This window comes from Nonomuraea sp. NPDC049624 (genome assembly GCF_040675255.1).
GTDB lineage: Bacteria > Actinomycetota > Actinomycetes > Streptosporangiales > Streptosporangiaceae > Nonomuraea.
This window is the reverse complement of the sequence record NZ_JBFAOR010000011.1, coordinates 135,564-151,318: the sequence shown is the minus strand read 5'-3', so window position 1 is coordinate 151,318 and position 15,755 is coordinate 135,564. Positions and strand designations below refer to the sequence as shown.

Annotated in this window: 18 protein-coding genes; 8 read left to right on the top strand and 10 right to left on the bottom strand. The window is 71.7% G+C overall.

The genetic code is table 11. From position 1 onward, the window contains the following. The first annotated feature begins 17 nt into the window (after window positions 1–17). Window positions 18–1,220: an exodeoxyribonuclease VII large subunit gene (xseA, locus tag AB0J76_RS38935; protein ID WP_352325451.1), complete on the top strand. Its 1,203-nt coding sequence runs from the start codon at window positions 18–20 to the stop codon at window positions 1,218–1,220. Here the strand turns inward: xseA and AB0J76_RS38930 are convergent. Next, window positions 1,217–1,822, bottom strand: a complete 606-nt coding sequence (locus AB0J76_RS38930) for a helix-turn-helix domain-containing protein (RefSeq protein WP_352325450.1) — start codon at window positions 1,820–1,822, stop codon at window positions 1,217–1,219. The two genes, xseA and AB0J76_RS38930, sit on opposite strands and share 4 nt — an antisense overlap. A gap of 82 nt (window positions 1,823–1,904) precedes the next feature. On the opposite strand from AB0J76_RS38930, the gene AB0J76_RS38925 reads away from it, so the two are divergent. Next, window positions 1,905–2,318, top strand: a complete 414-nt coding sequence (locus AB0J76_RS38925) for a nitroreductase family deazaflavin-dependent oxidoreductase (protein ID WP_352325449.1) — start codon at window positions 1,905–1,907, stop codon at window positions 2,316–2,318. A 4-nt stretch (window positions 2,319–2,322) separates the two neighbouring features. Here AB0J76_RS38925 and AB0J76_RS38920 read toward each other — a convergent pair whose 3' ends face one another. Genes AB0J76_RS38920 through AB0J76_RS38910 form a run of 3 tightly spaced genes read right to left on the bottom strand, consistent with a single transcriptional unit; the run spans window position 2,323 to window position 3,737 of the window. Then, window positions 2,323–2,550 carry an exodeoxyribonuclease VII small subunit gene (locus AB0J76_RS38920; protein WP_352325447.1) on the bottom strand — a complete coding sequence of 76 codons (228 nt, stop codon included), beginning with the start codon at window positions 2,548–2,550 and terminating at the stop codon, window positions 2,323–2,325. A gap of 36 nt (window positions 2,551–2,586) precedes the next feature. Further along, window positions 2,587–3,117, bottom strand: coding sequence for a DUF4245 domain-containing protein (locus AB0J76_RS38915; protein WP_352325446.1), 531 nt, complete (start codon window positions 3,115–3,117; stop codon window positions 2,587–2,589). 11 nt (window positions 3,118–3,128) lie between these two features. After that, a complete protein-coding gene (locus AB0J76_RS38910; RefSeq protein ID WP_352325445.1) occupies window positions 3,129–3,737 on the bottom strand; it encodes a TetR/AcrR family transcriptional regulator in 609 nt (202 codons plus the stop codon). A gap of 248 nt (window positions 3,738–3,985) precedes the next feature. Here AB0J76_RS38910 and glpX point away from each other — a divergent pair, with 248 nt between their 5' ends. Continuing rightward, the gene (gene glpX, locus AB0J76_RS38905; protein WP_352325444.1) at window positions 3,986–5,020 is read left to right on the top strand and encodes a class II fructose-bisphosphatase; all 1,035 of its coding nucleotides are present in this window, start codon (window positions 3,986–3,988) and stop codon (window positions 5,018–5,020) included. Between the two features lie 6 nt (window positions 5,021–5,026). On the opposite strand, the gene AB0J76_RS38900 is transcribed toward glpX, so the two are convergent. Further along, on the bottom strand, window positions 5,027–5,677 hold the full coding sequence (locus AB0J76_RS38900) for a DUF1707 domain-containing protein (protein WP_352325443.1): 651 nt from the start codon (window positions 5,675–5,677) through the stop codon (window positions 5,027–5,029). Window positions 5,678–5,891: 214 nt separating this feature from the next. Here AB0J76_RS38900 and AB0J76_RS38895 point away from each other — a divergent pair, with 214 nt between their 5' ends. Continuing rightward, the gene (locus tag AB0J76_RS38895) at window positions 5,892–6,554 is read left to right on the top strand and encodes a DUF998 domain-containing protein (protein ID WP_352325442.1); all 663 of its coding nucleotides are present in this window, start codon (window positions 5,892–5,894) and stop codon (window positions 6,552–6,554) included. Here the strand turns inward: AB0J76_RS38895 and AB0J76_RS38890 are convergent. Further along, window positions 6,529–7,143: a TetR/AcrR family transcriptional regulator gene (locus AB0J76_RS38890; protein ID WP_352325441.1), complete on the bottom strand. Its 615-nt coding sequence runs from the start codon at window positions 7,141–7,143 to the stop codon at window positions 6,529–6,531. The genes AB0J76_RS38895 and AB0J76_RS38890 overlap by 26 nt on opposite strands. Window positions 7,144–7,248: 105 nt before the next feature. Here AB0J76_RS38890 and AB0J76_RS38885 point away from each other — a divergent pair, with 105 nt between their 5' ends. After that, window positions 7,249–8,412 (top strand): MFS transporter, encoded by a 1,164-nt coding sequence (locus AB0J76_RS38885; protein ID WP_352325440.1) that lies wholly within the window; start codon window positions 7,249–7,251, stop codon window positions 8,410–8,412. A gap of 13 nt (window positions 8,413–8,425) precedes the next feature. On the opposite strand, the gene AB0J76_RS38880 is transcribed toward AB0J76_RS38885, so the two are convergent. Further along, complete coding sequence (locus AB0J76_RS38880; RefSeq protein WP_352325439.1) at window positions 8,426–9,364, bottom strand: Gfo/Idh/MocA family oxidoreductase; 939 nt, start codon at window positions 9,362–9,364, stop codon at window positions 8,426–8,428. 25 nt (window positions 9,365–9,389) lie between these two features. Then, window positions 9,390–10,766 (bottom strand): PLP-dependent aminotransferase family protein, encoded by a 1,377-nt coding sequence (locus AB0J76_RS38875; protein ID WP_352325438.1) that lies wholly within the window; start codon window positions 10,764–10,766, stop codon window positions 9,390–9,392. A gap of 68 nt (window positions 10,767–10,834) precedes the next feature. Here AB0J76_RS38875 and AB0J76_RS38870 point away from each other — a divergent pair, with 68 nt between their 5' ends. Both AB0J76_RS38870 and AB0J76_RS38865 read left to right on the top strand, forming a co-directional pair. After that, window positions 10,835–11,701 (top strand): DMT family transporter, encoded by an 867-nt coding sequence (locus tag AB0J76_RS38870; RefSeq protein ID WP_364392565.1) that lies wholly within the window; start codon window positions 10,835–10,837, stop codon window positions 11,699–11,701. 31 nt (window positions 11,702–11,732) lie between these two features. Next, window positions 11,733–13,382 (top strand): fumarate hydratase, encoded by a 1,650-nt coding sequence (locus tag AB0J76_RS38865; RefSeq protein WP_352327890.1) that lies wholly within the window; start codon window positions 11,733–11,735, stop codon window positions 13,380–13,382. Between the two features lie 97 nt (window positions 13,383–13,479). On the opposite strand, the gene AB0J76_RS38860 is transcribed toward AB0J76_RS38865, so the two are convergent. Beyond that, complete coding sequence (locus AB0J76_RS38860; RefSeq protein WP_352327892.1) at window positions 13,480–13,668, bottom strand: DUF5999 family protein; 189 nt, start codon at window positions 13,666–13,668, stop codon at window positions 13,480–13,482. A gap of 463 nt (window positions 13,669–14,131) precedes the next feature. Continuing rightward, on the bottom strand, window positions 14,132–14,803 hold the full coding sequence (locus tag AB0J76_RS38855; protein WP_364392561.1) for a CHAP domain-containing protein: 672 nt from the start codon (window positions 14,801–14,803) through the stop codon (window positions 14,132–14,134). Window positions 14,804–15,143: 340 nt separating this feature from the next. On the opposite strand from AB0J76_RS38855, the gene AB0J76_RS38850 reads away from it, so the two are divergent. After that, complete coding sequence (locus AB0J76_RS38850; RefSeq protein WP_352330694.1) at window positions 15,144–15,752, top strand: superoxide dismutase; 609 nt, start codon at window positions 15,144–15,146, stop codon at window positions 15,750–15,752. Window positions 15,753–15,755 lie beyond the last annotated feature (3 nt).

Below are 15,755 nucleotides of genomic sequence, written 5' to 3'. Positions count from 1 at the left end.
ACCCGTAGTCTTCCGCCATGACCTCGAAGACCACACCCGAGTCTCCCTTGCCGATCCGCACGGTCCTGCAGATGGTGGGCGGCTGGATCGGCAGACTCGGCACGGTGTGGGTCGAGGGCCAGATCACCGATCTGAGCGCGCGCGGCGGCACGGTGTTCCTGACCCTGCGTGACCCGGTGGCCAACGTCTCGGCCCGGGTCACGGCTCCGCGCGGCGTCTACGAGGCCGCCGAGCCGCGTCCCTCCGACGGCGCGCGGGTCGTGGTGCACGTCAAGCCGGACTTCTGGGTCAACAAGGGCTCGTTCGCCTTCACGGCGATGGAGATCCGGCCGGTCGGCGTGGGCGAGCTGCTGGCCAGGCTGGAGCGGCTGCGCCGGCTGCTGGCCACCGAGGGGCTGTTCAACGCCGACAGGAAGCGGCGGCTGCCGTTCCTGCCGGGCACGATCGGGCTCGTCTGCGGGCGCGACTCGGCCGCCGAGCGCGACGTGCTGGAGAACGCCCGCCGCCGCTGGCCGGCCGTGCGGTTCAAGGTGGAGGAGGTGGCCGTCCAGGGGCCGTACGCGGTCGGGGAGGTCACCGAGGCGCTGCGCAAGCTCGACGCCGATCCCGAGGTCGAGGTGATCGTGGTGGCCCGCGGCGGGGGTTCGCTGGAGGACCTGCTGCCCTTCTCCGACGAGACGCTCGTGCGCGCCGTGGCCGCCTGCCGCACCCCCGTGGTCAGCGCGATCGGCCACGAGCAGGACAGCCCGCTGCTCGACCTGGTGGCCGACGTACGCGCCTCCACGCCCACCGACGCCGCCAAGAAGGTCGTCCCCGACGTGGGCGAGCAGCTCGCGCTGATCCGCCAGCTGCGCGACCGCGGGCGGCGGGTGCTCAACGGCTGGCTCGACCGCGAGATGTCCTGGCTGACGTCGGTGCGCTCGCGGCCGTCGCTGGCCGATCCGGTGCGCGAGCTCGAACGCCGGGCCGAGCAGGTCGACGCGCTGCGGGAGCGGGCCAGGCGGTCGCTGACCGGCTCGCTCGACCGGGCCGCCGACGACCTCACGCACCTGCGGGCCCGCCTGGTGGCGTTGTCGCCCGCGGCCACGCTGGAGCGCGGCTACGCGATCGTGCAACATCCGTCGGGCGAGGTCGTGCGCCTGGCCAAGGATGTGCGGCCGGGCACCCCGCTGACGATCAGGCTGAGCGACGACCGGCTCACGGTCCGTACGGAGGACTAGGGCCCCCGCACGACGGCGGCGGCCAGGTCGGCGAGGCCGGCCTTGACGTCCTCCACCGTCAGGCCGCGCTCCTCCCGCTGGAACTTGATCAGCCAGGCGGTGGCCGGTGCGAGCAGCGCGTCGGCCAGGTAGGCGGCGTCGGCCCCCGGCCGGGCCGCGGCGAGCAGGCTCGCCAGATGCACCTGGTGCACCTTGTACGGCCCGCTGTAGCGCGCCTTGCCCGGCCCGTTCTCCAGCAGCAGGAACAGGTCCTGCTGCTCGACGATGCGATCGACCAGCGCGTGCAGGAACGCCGTGATCCGCTCGGCCGGCGGCGCGCCGGGCCCGAGCGGCGGCGGACCGCTCAGGAACGCCGCCTGGAAGCGCCGTTCCCGCTCGTCGATCAGCGCGAGGACGAGCCCCGCGCGGTCGCCGAAGCGCCGGTAGACGGTGCCCACCCCGACGCAGGCGGCCTTGGCCACCTCGTCGAGCGAGAGCTCCTCGGCGCCGCGCTCGGCGATCATCGTGGCGGCCACCTCGATGATCTTCCGGCGGTTGCGCGCGGCGTCGGCCCGCTCGGGCTGGGGCTGCCCGACGACGGGGAGCGATGGACGTGCGCACACGCCTGGAGCATAACTCCGCGGGAACGGAGAGCTCTCCGGTATTCTCCGAATCGGAGAACTCTCCGATTATGAGGAGCTGAGGATGACCAACTCGTTCAACCAGCAGGTCATTGACGAATTCCGGGCCAACGAGGGCCGGGTGGGCGGCCCGTTCGAGGGCGCGTCGCTGGTGCTGCTCACGACGACGGGCGCCAAGAGCGGCCGGCCGACGACCACGCCGGTGATGTACCTGGCCGACGGCGACCGCTACGTGATCATCGCCTCCAACGCGGGCGCCGACAACCACCCGGCCTGGTACCACAACCTGCGCGCCAACCCCACGGCGACCGCCGAGATCGGCACCGAGACGTTCGAGGTGAAGGCGGACTTCATCGAGGGCGACGAGCGCGACCGGCTCTACGCCCGCATGGTCGAGATCGCCCCCGGCTTCGCGGAGTACGAGGCCAAGACCAGCCGCCGCATCCCGGTGGTGGCGCTCAACCGCACCGCCTCCTGACGGATCAGAAGGGGGCGTCGTCGGCGCCCGGCTCCGAGCGCCTCGCCATGGCGGCGGCGAGCTTGACCCGGGCGCCCTGCAGCCACTCCTCGCAGACGGCCGCGAGCCGCTCGCCGCGCTCCCAGAGCTCGATCGACTGCTCCAGCGTGAGCCCGCCCGTCTCCAGGCGGCGCACCACCTCGGTCAGCTCCTCGCGGGCCTGCTCGTACGAAGGTGTCTTCTCGTCTGCCACGGCCACCACCCTAGACGCCGCCGCGCCCGCCCAGGGTCATCCCTTGGCGCGCTGCTGCAGGAGCCCGGCCAGCTCGGTCAGCTCGGGCCAGTCGGCCGTGCCGGTGATCACGAGGGTGACGTCGGGCAGCACCCGCACGAGCGAGCGCTGGTTCTTGTCCTCGCGGAACCGCTTCTCCCACGTCACCCCGCCCACCTGCTGGCTGCCGGACGGCTTCGCGATGCCGGTCATGCGGTTGGCGAACTCGGCGGCCGGCTTCTCGTCGCTCTGGGCGAACATGGCGTGCTGCCGCTTGGCGGTGGCGTAGCCCAGGTAGAGCACCTGCGCGCCGTTCTCGCCCTTGGCGATCCTGTTGCTGTTGGGCACCCAGCCCGCCGGGTCCTGCTGCGGGGACCACACCTGATAGGGCACGCCGTGCCCGAAGTTGGCGACGGTGATGGAGTAGTCGAGCCGCGGGATGTGCTCCTCGCGGCTCTGCGGGGCGACGAGCATGAAGAGCCCCACGCCCGCCAGGCACACGAAGAGGGCTACCGCGTAGCCGTAGAAACTTTGGCTGAACCGTCGCACACTTGGCGAGGTTACCCGCTGGCGGGCGCGGTCGCCGAAGCGGCGGGCCTGATCTGGCCGATGATCGCCAGCACGTCGTCGACCATCGCGCGGTCGCCGGAGAAGACGATCTCGCTGACGGCCGCGGCCAGGGCGCCGGTGACCACGACGACGAGCGCGGGCTCGTCCTCGAACAGGGCGGCGTTGCGCTGGGCCCAGGTGCGCAGCCGGTCGCGCATGACCACCTCGAAGCCGGGCGGGCCGTCGCCGCGCAGGAACAGGGCGGCCAGCTCGCGTTCCTCCAGGCAGCCTTCGAGGTAGGCGCGGGCGGCGTCGATGAACACCCGCATGGGGTCGCCCTCGGCGGCGGCGCGGGCCGTACGGGCGGCCTGCTTGGTGCGCTGGGCCTGGCGGGCCTGCCATTCCTCCCACAACGTGAGGTAGAGGTCGGCCTTGCCGGAGAAATGGTGGTAGAGGCTGCCCACGCTGGCGTCGGCCCTGGCCACGACGTCCGTCACGCCGGCCTCGGCGAACCCCTTGGAGACGAAGACCTCCCGCGCGGCGGCCAGCAGCGAGCTCCGCGTCGCAGCCCCCCGCTCGGACGTGCGAGGCTGGGTCACCGCGTGTTCCACTTCGCTCATTCGATCTCCTCCACGGCGGGGGCGCATGTCCATGGTGGAGGCGAGATCTCCTACGCGCACGCGATATGGCGCAAAATCCGGTCTCCGTCATGCGGGGCACCCATATAGATATCCCTTTTCGCCGGTCCCTGACCATCGCGTGGCGGCCCTTGCGCAGAGGGCTGAGCCGGACTGGGCAGATTATCCCCCTCTGACCGGGAATAGACCGGCAACTACGATCGAGAGAGTTCTCAACGAGGAGGCTCATCATGTCCGATCAGACGTCGGTACCGGCAGCGCTCGCGACGGGCGAGCACGCCCCCGACCGCAACCTGGCGATGGAGCTGGTACGCGTGACGGAGGCGGCCGCCATGGCCGCGGCCCGCTGGGTGGGCCGCGGCGACAAGAACGGCGCCGACGGCGCGGCGGTCAACGCCATGCGCCAGCTGATCAACACGGTGTCGATGAACGGCGTGGTGGTCATCGGGGAGGGCGAGAAGGACCACGCCCCGATGTTGTACAACGGCGAGCGCGTCGGCGACGGCAGCGGCCCCGACTGCGACGTGGCGGTGGACCCGATCGACGGGACCAGGCTGACGGCGCTCGGCATGCCGGACGCGGTGTCGGTGATCGCGGTGAGCGAGCGCGGCTCGATGTACGACCCGTCCGCGGTGTTCTACATGGAGAAGCTGGTCACCGGACCGGAGGCGGCCGACGTGGTGAACATCGAGGCGTCGGTGGCCGACAACATCAACGCCGTGGCCAGGGCCAAGCACTGCTCGCCGTCCGACGTCACGGTGGTCGTGCTGGACCGGCCGCGGCACGAGAAGCTGGTCAAGGAGATCAGGGAGACGGGCGCGCGGATCAAGTTCATCGTCGACGGCGACGTGGCCGGCGCGATCATGGCGGCCCGCGCGGGCACCGGCATCGACCTGATGCTGGGCATCGGCGGCACGCCCGAGGGCATCGTGGCCGCGTGCGCGCTCAAGTGCCTGGGCGGCGTGATCCAGGGCCGGCTGTGGCCGCGCGACGACGCCGAGCGCGCCAAGGCCGTCGACGCCGGGCACGACCTCAGCCAGGTGCTCACCACGAACGACCTGGTCAGGTCGGACGACGTGTTCTTCGCCGCGACCGGCATCACCCAGGGCGAGCTGATGCAGGGCGTGCGGTTCAGGTCGGGCGCGGCGGTGACCAGCTCGCTGGTGATGCGCGGCCGGTCGGGGACCATCAGGAAGATCGAGAGCGAGCACCAGCTCTGGAAGCTGCGCGCCTACAGCGCGATCAACTTCGACACGGCCGGCTGACCCGCCTCAGCGGCGGCGTCGGCGTCTGGGCGGTTCCTTGACCTTGATGTCGCCGGCGAAGTTCGTGGTGCGCACCTCGACCACGGGCCCGCCGGGCTCGACCGGCTGCCTGGTCAGGCGGACGGTCTCGCCCTTGGCGACCCTGATCACCTCAAGGTCCTCCGGCACGTGGATCTCCAGGCCGCCGAAGACCAGGGTGGCGTTGATGACGATCCGGCTGTTCTGCAGGATCGCGTCGCGGAAGTCCAGCTTGGTTGTGCCGAACATGGCCGTGACGTCGAGCTCGGCGGGCACCACCCAGCGCCCGCCGCGCTGCTCCTTCTTGAAGATGGCCGACACCGGCCGGCCGTCGAGGTTCAGCGGCTGCTCCTCGGCCGGGAGCAGGTCGGCGGTGAGCCCGGCGAGGTCGCCGAGCGTGCGCGCGGAGTAGACGACGCCGAGCCGCTCCTCCAGCTCGACGAGGTCGAGCCGGCCGTCGGCGTGGGCGTCCTGGAGCACCTGCGCGATGCGTTCGCGGTCGGCGTCGGAGGCGCGCAGCTCGTGCGGCTGCGGCAGGCCGGACGCGGCCGGTGCGCGCCGGGACGTCACGAACTCCTCAGCAAGCCGCTCTCCGACTTCCTGCAGCTTCGGCAACCACGATCCCGCGCGTTCGTTCACACTTCTGACGATATCCGGCGGCCCGGGTATTCGCTCGCCCAAGAACGGACCAACAGGGCGCACATCGGCGAATCCGCCCGAGCAACGCGCCGATCTCCCGGCCTGGCTCTCCGTTCGCCTCGGCGTGCCGGTGGCGGTACGCCGGAATCGTCCGGCGTTTCCCGCCGTTGATCCACGCGACAGGCTTCTGACGGCTGATCCTCGGGAGGCGGGCGTGCATCAACCGGCGCGATGGGGGCTCGGGGCGGCGGGGGTGGGCATCGCCGTGATCGTGGGCCTGGAGCTGACCAGTCTCGACGAGACGACCCCGTTCAGGCGCACGATCAGCGAACACGGTCTCGGCCCCGGCGGGTGGATCTTCGGGCTCGCCGTGGGGCTGCTCGCGGCCGGGTCGGCGGCCATCGGCGTCTCGCTGGCGCGCAAGCGGCTGGCCGGGGCGGTCGGCACGGTCGCGCTCATGGCCTGGAGCGTGGGGCTGCTGCTGACGGCCTCGTTCCAGAAGCACGACTGGGCGGTCGGGCCCAGCACGAGCGGCAGCATCCACCGGGTCGGCAGCTTCGTGGCCTTCCTCAGCCTGCCGCTCGCCGCGCTGGTCATCGCCCGGCCCTGGCGACGGCGGGAGCGCAGCAGGCCGGCGACGGTGGCGTTCGGGCTGGGGGTGTGCTCGGCGCTGTGGGTCGCGGGCATCGGCGCGGCGGTGCTGATCGGCGCCGGCCACGGGCTGCCGTGGTACCGGGTCGTGCCCCTCGGCCTGGTCGAACGGGGGCTGGCGGTGACCGAGGTGGCCGCGTTGCTGGCCCTCGGGGTGTGGGCGGCCGGGCGGCTGGCGGACGCCGCGCCCGTGCGGGCGGTCAGCCGGGCCGTAGAGCGGCGATGAGGTCCTCCACGTAACCGCGGAAGACGGCCGCCATGTCCACCTGGCCGGGGTCGATCAGCCACTGGGTCTGCAGACCGTCCATCATCGCGATCAGGCGGTCGGCGTGGGCCTCGGCGTCGAGACCGGCCCGGAACTCGCCGCGCTCGGCGCCCGCGCGCAGCGCGGCGGCCACGTCGGCGCGCAGCCGCCGGTAGCGCCGCCTGGCCCACTCGTGGCCGGGGTGGCCCGGGGTCACCGCCTCGCCGCTGATCACCGAGAAGAGCTGGACGAGGCCCGGCACCCGCGCGTTGTGGTCGACGACGTCGGCCAGGGCACGCAGCGCGGCGACGCCGCCGCCGTCGTGGCCGTCGTGGCCGTCGCGCCTCGGCCCGAACCTGCGGCGGTCGAGCTCGTCGCGGTGGTCGAGCACCGCGAGGAGCAGACGTTCCTTACTCCGGAAGTGGTGGAGCAGCCCGGCCTGGGAGAGCTCGACCCGCTCGGCGATGCGGGCCAGCGAGGCGCCGCGGTAGCCGTGCTCGGCGAACTCCAGCAGCGCGACCGCCAGGATGCGCTCCTTGCGCGCCTCGCCGGTCGCGTAGCCCCGTTTCACCCAGGCACCCTATCCGGCGCCGGATCTGACGCTGGCGTACGGCCCTGACCAGCCGCTAACCTGACTCCGCCTCACGTTTGATTCCCCCCCGATCAGGAGGCCGTCGTGCCGTCCCCGCGTGATCGCCAGGCCCGTACCGCCACGTACGTCGTGTACGGCGTGCAGGGCCTCTCCTTCGCCACCCTGCTCGTCCAGGTGGCCAGCCTCCAGACCGAGCTGGAGCTCACCGACGGGGCGCTCACGCTCCTGCTGCTGATCGTGCCCGTCTTCGCCGGCGTGGGCAGCGTCGGCGCGGGCACGTTCGCCGCCCGGTACGGCAGCAAGCTGCTCCTGCGGGTCGCGCAGCCCGCGGTGGCGCTCGCCGTGGTGCTCACCGGCCTCGCGCCCTCGGTGCCGCTGGCCGTGCCCGCGCTGCTGCTGTTCGGCCTCGCGGTCGGCGCGGTGGACGCGGGCATGAACATGCAGGGCGTGGCCGTCGAACGCCGGTACGGCACCGCCGTGCTGAATGGCTTCCACAGCGTGTGGAGCGTCCTCAGCCTGGCGGGGGCCCTGTGGGCGGTGTTCGCGGCCGGCCGGGTCTCGCTGGCGGTCACGATGGCGATCCCCATGGTCCTGGCGGTGGCCGGCTCGCTCTACGCCGGGCCGAAGCTGTGCACGATCACCGAGGAGAAGGTCGAGAACGTCGTCGAGGCCGCGACCGGCAAGTTCCCCTGGCGGCCGATCATCCCGCTCTGCCTGGCGATGGGCTTCCTCTACATCGGCGACGCGGCGGTGTCGAACTTCGCGACCGTCTTCATGGGCAAGGCCCTGCTGGCCCAGGACAGCGTGGCGAAGCTGGCCTACAGCGTCTACCAGGGCGCGACGCTGGCCGTGCGGCTCGGCGGCGACGTCGCGGTCCGCCGGTACGGCCCGGCCGCCATCGTCCGGCTCGGCGGCGCGCTGGCCACGCTGGGCTTCCTCGGCGTCGTGGTGGCCCCGAACCAGCCGCTGGCGATCGTCGCGTTCGGGCTGACCGGGCTGGGGTTGTCGGTGGTCGCGCCGCAGTCGTTCTCGGCGGCGGGCAAGCTGGACCCGGCGGGCACCGGGGTGGCCATCGCCCGGGTGAACCTCTTCAACTACGTGGGCTTCATCGTGGGGGCCGCGCTGATCGGCGGCATCGCCGACGCCACGGACTGGCGGGTGGCGTTCGTCGCGCCGCTGCTGCTGGCGGGCGTGATCATCGCGCTCGCGCCGGGCTTCGCGCCCAGGCGGGCCGCCGCGCAGGCGTGATCAGCAAGCCTCCTCAGCCGCGTACCTCGGCGACCTGGACGGGACGCGACTCGCGCAGCGACAGGTCGGCGGCCTCGGCGACGTACAGGGCGGCCAGGGCGTCCTCGACCGAGCACAGGCCCTCGCCGCCGCGCAGGAAGGCGTCGAGCTCGGCCGCGTAGGCCGGGCCGAACCTGGCGACGAAGTCGGGCCAGGGCGGTCCGGGCGGCTGCAGGCCCTCGGCGCTGCGCAGCGGGGCGCGCGGGCCGAGCCCGGCCACCTGGGTGCCCTTCGTGCCGGCCAGCTCCATGCGCACGTCGTAGCCGGCGCCGTTGTAGCGGGAGCCCTGGAGCGTGGCCAGCGTGCCGTCGTCGAGGGTGAGCAGCGCGGCGCTGTTGTCCACGTCGCCGGCCTCCCCGAAGAACGCCGCCCCCCGGTTCGCGCCGACGGCGTGGACGGACACGACCTCGCGCCCGGTCACCCACCGCAGGACGTCGAAGTCGTGGACGTGGCAGTCGCGGAACAGGCCGCCGGACAGCGGGACGTACTCGGCCGGCGGCGGCGCGGGATCGGCCGTCACCAGGTGGACGCGGTGCAGCTCGCCCAGCTCGCCGGCCCGCAGCGCGGCGCGGGCGGCCCGGTAGCCGGGGTCGAACCTGCGCTGGAACCCGACGAACACCCGCCGGCCCGCGCTCGCCTCCAGCACCTTGAGCGTCTCGGCGACCGTGCCCGCCACCGGCTTCTCGCACAGGACGGGGACGCCCCGCTCGCACGCCCTGATCAGCAGCTCGGCGTGCGTGCTCGTCGGCGTGGCGATGACCACGACGTCGGCCTCGAACGGATCCCCCGGCCTGCCGTACGGCGAGGTCCTGACCGGGTCGGCCACGATCAGCTCGTCGACCAGGGGATGCGCGGCCAGGTTCGCCGCGTGGAACGCGCCGATCCGGCCCAGGCCCAGCAGTCCCGCCCGCATGCCGCCTCCAGTGCCGCTTTCCGCCTCAGTCCATGATATGTCCAGACATACGGACTTTTAAGCCCTGGACGGCCTCCGCCGCCTGATGCACCGGCAGCCGGGCGAACCCCACCACGACCGCCGGCGGGCCGGGCGAGAACCGCATCGGCGCGACCGGCTCGGCGGCCAGGCCGACGCCCTCGGCCGCGCGGACGACCCGGAGCTCGTCCCAGCCGTCCGGCAGGTCGAGGTAGACGTGCAGCCCGGCCTGGATGCCCCGGACGCGGATCTCCGGCAGCTCCTCGGCCAGCGCCCTGACCAGGGCGTCCCGGCGGCGGCGGTACTCCCTGCGCATGCGCCGCAGGTGTTTGTCGTAGCCGCCGGTGCGCAGGAAGTGGGCCAGCGCGTACTGCTCGATGACCGGGGAGCCCAGGTCGAGCTCGCTCCGGGCGCGGCGGATCGCCTCGGCCAGGTGGGCGGGCGCGGCGACCCAGCCGAGCCGGAGGCCGGGGGCGAGCGACTTGCTGACGCTGCCGGTCAGGATCACCCGATCGGGGGCCAGCCCCTGGAGGCAGCCGACCGGGTCGCGGTCGTAGCGGAACTCGGCGTCGTAGTCGTCCTCCAGGACCGTCCGGTCGCCCGCGCAGGCCCACTCCATGAGCGCGGCCCGCCTGGCCGGGGAGAGCACGACGCCCGTCGGGTACTGGTGTGCGGGCGTGACCAGCGCCGCGTCGCCGTCCATGGCCCCGGCGATCAGGCCCTCGCAGCCCACGGGCACCGGCACCAGGCGGGCCCCGGCCCGTTCCAGCAGCGGGACCTGGCGGCGGCTGGTGGGGTCCTCGACGATCAGGCGCAGGCCGCCGCGCCGGGCCAGGACGTGCAGCGCCAGGCTCAGCCCCTGCGCCACGCCGCCCACCACGACCAGGTTGTCGGGATGGACGTCGGCCGCCCTGACCCGCCGCAGGTAACCGGCCAGCTCCTCGCGCAGCTCCGGGACGCCGCCGGGATCGCCGTAGTCGAGCGCGTCGGACGGCACGGTGGCCAGCACGTGCCGGACGGCCGACGACCACCGCTCCCGGGGGAAGTGCCCCAGGTCGGGGGACGTGGCCCGATGCCCGTGGTACGGCCCGCAGACGCCGCCGTCGGCCACCGGCCAGGGACGCGCGGACCGGACGGCGCCCAGCGGGGCCACCTCGGTCCCGGCCCCCACCCGCGAGACCAGGAACCCCTCGGCCACGAGCTGCTCGTACGCCTCCACCACCACGCCCCTGGAGACCTGGAGGTCGGCGGCGAGGTCGCGGGTGGCGGGCAGGCGCGTGCCGGGCGCCAGCCGCCCGAGACGCACGCCCTCGCGCAGCTCGGCCGCGATCTGCCCAGCGATCCCTCCCGCATCCCGATTGATCTGGATGTGCAGGTCAGCCATATTGGTCCTGTCATATAGCGGCCCATTGGTCTGTTTATGCGAACCATTGTCTCCCTACGATCCTGCCCATGAGAAACGGAATCGCCGGAGCCGCCACCGCCATGTTCCTGGTGGGCACCCTGGCCGGAGTGTCCGGCCTGATCGGCTCCTATCCCGTGTACGGCGGCCAGGCCGTGCGCTACCTCGCCGCCGCGGTCATCCTGCTGGTCGTCACCAGGGCGCTCGGCCTGCGGTTCGTCCGGCTCACCGGGCGCGAGACCCTGTACCTGGGCGGGCTCACCCTGCTCGGGCTGGTGGTCTTCAACGTCTGCGTCGTCGAGTCCACCCGGGCCTCGGGGCCGGCGCTGGTGGGCACCGTCCTCGGCACCGTGCCGCTGGCGCTGGCGCTGGCCGGCGGGCGTCCGGCGCCGCGCCTGCTGATGGGGGCGTCGGTGGTGGTGGCCGGCGCGACACTGGCGACCGGCCTGGGCAGCGGGAACCCGACCGGCCTGCTGTGGGCGCTCGGGGCGCTGGCAGGCGAGGTGAGCTTCTCCATGCTGGCCATCCCCCTGCTGCCCAAGCTGGGGGCGATCCGGGTGTCGGCGTACTCGACGGCGCTGGCCGTGCCCATGCTGGCCGTGGTCGGCCTGGTCCAGGAGGGCTCGGCCATGTTCAGGACGCCGACCGCGGCCGAGACGCTGGGCTTCGCGTACCTGGCGGTCGTGGTCACGGTCATGGCCTTCTTCCTCTGGTACACCTCGCTGCCCAAGCTCGGCCCAGGGACGGCCGGGCTGTTCGCCGGGCTCATCCCGGTCGGCGCGATCGTGACGGGGCTCGTGCTCGGCATCGCGACGCCGAGCGTCTACGACCTGGCGGGGGCCGGGCTGGTGATCGTCGGCATCCTGGTGGGGCTCACCGCGCGGCGCTCGCCGGAGCCCGTGCCGGCCCCGGGATGACCACCTGACGGGGGGCGTACCCTCTATGGACATGGACTTCGACTACACCGATCTGCTTCCCCTGGGCGCCGATGAGACCGAGTATCGGCTGATCACGTCGGAGGGGGTGCGGAAGGTCGAAGCGGCCGGGCGTACGTTCCTTGAGGTCGACCCCGAGGCCCTGCGGCTGCTCACCGAGACCGCGGTCCACGACATCTCCCACTTCCTGCGCACGTCGCACCTGGCGCAGCTGCGCAAGATCGTCGACGACCCCGAGTCCAGCGGGAACGACCGGTTCGTCGCCCTCGACCTGCTGAAGAACGCCTCCATCTCGGCCGGCGGCGTGCTGCCGATGTGCCAGGACACCGGCACCGCCATCGTCATGGGCAAGCGCGGCCGCCACGTGCTGACCGACGGCCGCGACGCCGAGCACATCTCGAAGGGCGTCTACGACGCCTACACCAAGCTCAACCTGCGCTACTCCCAGATGGCCCCGCTGACCATGTGGGAGGAGAAGAACACCGGCAACAACCTGCCCGCCCAGATCGAGCTCTACGCCGAGGACCCCCACGGCCACGCCGACGAGTACAAGCTGCTGTTCATGGCCAAGGGCGGCGGCTCGGCCAACAAGTCGTTCCTCTACCAGGAGACCAAGGCGGTGCTCAACGAGAAGCGCATGCTGGCCTTCCTGGAGGAGAAGATCCGCTCGCTGGGCACCGCGGCCTGCCCGCCGTACCACCTGGCCGTGGTGGTGGGCGGCACCTCCGCCGAGTTCGCGCTCAAGACCGCCAAGTACGCCAGCGCCCGCTACCTCGACTCCATCCCCACCGAGGGCTCGCCCTCCGGGCACGGCTTCCGCGACCTGGAGCTGGAGGCCAAGGTATTCGAGCTGACGCAGAAGCTCGGCATCGGCGCCCAGTTCGGCGGCAAGTACTTCTGCCACGACGTGCGCGTGATCCGCCTGCCCCGGCACGGCGCGTCCTGCCCGGTGGCCATCGCGGTGTCGTGCTCGGCCGACCGCCAGGCGCTGGCCAAGATCACGGCCGAGGGCGTGTTCCTGGAGAAGCTGGAGACCGACCCGGCCCGCTTCCTGCCGGAGACCACCGACGAGCACCTGTCCGACGACGTCGTCCGCATCGACCTCAACAGGCCGATGCCGGAGATCCTGGCCGAGCTGACGAAGTACCCCGTCAAGACGCGGCTCTCCCTCAGCGGCCCGCTCGTCGTCGCCCGAGACATCGCGCACGCCAAGATCGCCGAGCTGCTCGACGACGGCGGCGAGATGCCCCAGTACCTCAAGGACCACGCGGTCTACTACGCCGGCCCGGCCAAGACCCCCGAGGGTTACGCCTCCGGCTCGTTCGGCCCCACCACGGCCGGCCGCATGGACTCCTACGTCGAGCGCTTCCAGGCGGCGGGCGGCTCGATGGTCATGCTGGCCAAGGGCAACAGGTCCAGGCAGGTCACCGAGGCGTGCCAGAAGTACGGCGGCTTCTACCTGGGCTCCATCGGCGGCCCGGCCGCCCGGCTGGCCCAGGACTGCATCAGGAAGGTGGAGGTGCTCGAATACCCCGAGCTGGGCATGGAGGCGGTGTGGAAGATCGAGGTCGAGGACTTCCCCGCCTTCATCGTCGTCGACGACAAGGGTGACGACTTCTTCACCGACCGCACCGGGCCGGTGCTGAGCATCGGGCGCAGGTAGGGCCCGAGCGCGTCGAAGGGTGCCGGGCGGCGGTCGAAGCCCCTCGGCACCGGACGACGGGGGGTCGCCCTCGGGCGTCTCGGGCGTCTCGGGTGTCTCAGGCGGCGACGGGGGCTCGGTGGGGGGCGACGACGCTGCCGTCAGGCAGGAGCAGACCCGTGTCCTCGAACAGCACCACGCCGTTGCAGAGGAGGCTCCAGCCCTGGTCAGGATGGGCCGAGATCACGTGCGAACGCTCACGGTCGGGCGAGTCCGCACTGGGGCATACGGGAAAGTGACTGCACATCATCGCGCACCTCTCAGATGGCGCTCCTGCTTCCTGATGGTCAAAAGGGCAACTGTCGCCCCGACGGCGTGCGAAGGTCCAGGGTGGCGCCGACCGGCTTCCTCGGCCGGCGGCGAACCTGTGTCTGGCGCATCTCCATCACGTCCTTCAACTTCTGTCGTCAGTGGTGGAACGTCGGCGTCCTACCCAGTCTCGGGGCCGGCACCGACAGTTTCAGCTGCTCGCGGGTTCTCGCCTGGTCTCATGTCCTAACCATGCCCCCGTCCCCTTTCGGCACCCTTACATCTTGCTGACGGCGTGCCATGGTTCCTGTCAATCAGCCTGCCGTACGCGGGAAAGTGCCCTACTAGGCATCATGCACATTTATCGGGGAGAGAGGTGTGCCGAGCGTCACACTTGCTCTGACGTGCGGTAATACAACAAAGCGCGCATCCCGGACAGGAATGCGCGCTGTGTCGATGTGTCAGGCGGCGTAGGACGGGTAACCGTAGCCGACGACCTGCGAGGTCGGCCGGACGCGCTCCTCGACCTTGCCGTTGCCGGTGTTGCCCTCGATCGTGGAGATCGTGCCGTCGCCGTTGTCCTTGACGACGAAGCCGACGTGCTGGATGTCGTTCAGGCTCTTGCTGCCGCTCCAGGAGAAGAAGACGACGGCGCCCGGCCTGGCCTCGGTGCCCCAGCGGTCGTTGGCGGCGAACCACTTGGCGTGCGTCACGGTGTAGGCGTCCCAGCCGACCTGCGGGCGGGCGCCGGTCTGCTCGCCGACCCAGGAGACGAACATCGAGCACCAGGCGGCGTTCAGGTAGTCCTGGCGGCTGCCGCCGTCACGCGCGACGGTCTCGGCGGCGCGCTGGGAGTCGGCGTACCACTTCTGGAACTTGGTGCCGCCGCCGTTGGCGTCCTCGGAGGTGCCGACCTGGGCGCGGGCCGTGGCCAGCACCTGGGCGGCGGTGACGTTCACCCGGCCCTGGGCCGAACCCTGCGCGGCCGACTGCTGTGCGGCGGCCTGGGCGTCGGTCCGGTGCGCGGTCGCGGCGCTGACGGCGGCAGTGGCGCCCAGCGCGCTCGCGGCGATGGTCGCGCCGAGGGCGAGCTTGGCGATATGGGACGTGGTCATCATGGCGTGCTTGGCCATCGGGGGGTGCTCCTTTGCTCACCGTCCGCGCATGAGGCACGGCGGGTCACAGGTGTGAATCCTGCGATGGGTGATGACGACAGATCTGCGGGGGCGCCTCGACACGGCTGCCCTGCCGTCGCGTACGAACAGGTACAACAGCGCCCTGACCTGGGTAATTCCCACCCCAAGAAATCCCCACAGGACGCCTGTGCGCGGACGGCTCATGCCGTCCGCGCACAAACTGGACCTAACTGACTCCCGCCACGATGCCAAGGCGAGACCTAGGTCGCAAGTCTGATGCACTTGCGAACTAGTTGCAATAGTGTCCTCCAGAGATCTACTTCGAGAGGACGGCCCCATGGGCGACTACACCCTTCCCGACATGCCGTACGACTACGGCGCGCTGGAGCCCGCCATCACCGGCGAGATCCTGGAGCTGCACCACGCCAAGCACCACGCGGCCTACGTCAAGGGCGCCAACGACACGCTCGACCGTCTGGCCGAGGCCCGCGACGGCGGCGACTTCGCCGGCCTGGTGGGCCTGGAGAAGACCTTCGCCTTCAACCTGTCCGGCCACGTCCTGCACTCGATCTTCTGGGAGAACCTCTCCCCCGACGGCGGCGACCGCCCCGACGGCGCGCTCAGGGCCGCCATCGACGAGCATTTCGGCACGTTCGAGGCGTTCCAGAAGCAGCTCACCACGGCCACGGCGTCGGTCCAGGGCTCGGGGTGGGGCGTGCTGGCCTGGGAGCCGCTGAGCCGCAGGCTGGTGGTCGAGCAGATCTACGACCACCACGGCAACGTCGGAATGAACACCACGCCGCTTCTCGTGTTCGACGCGTGGGAGCACGCTTACTATCTGCAGTACCGCAACGTGCGTCCGGACTACGTCGAGAAACTGTGGGGCCTCGTCAACTGGGCAGATGTGGCCCGGAGGTTCGCTGACGTAACGAGTCAGGCGGGTTGACTT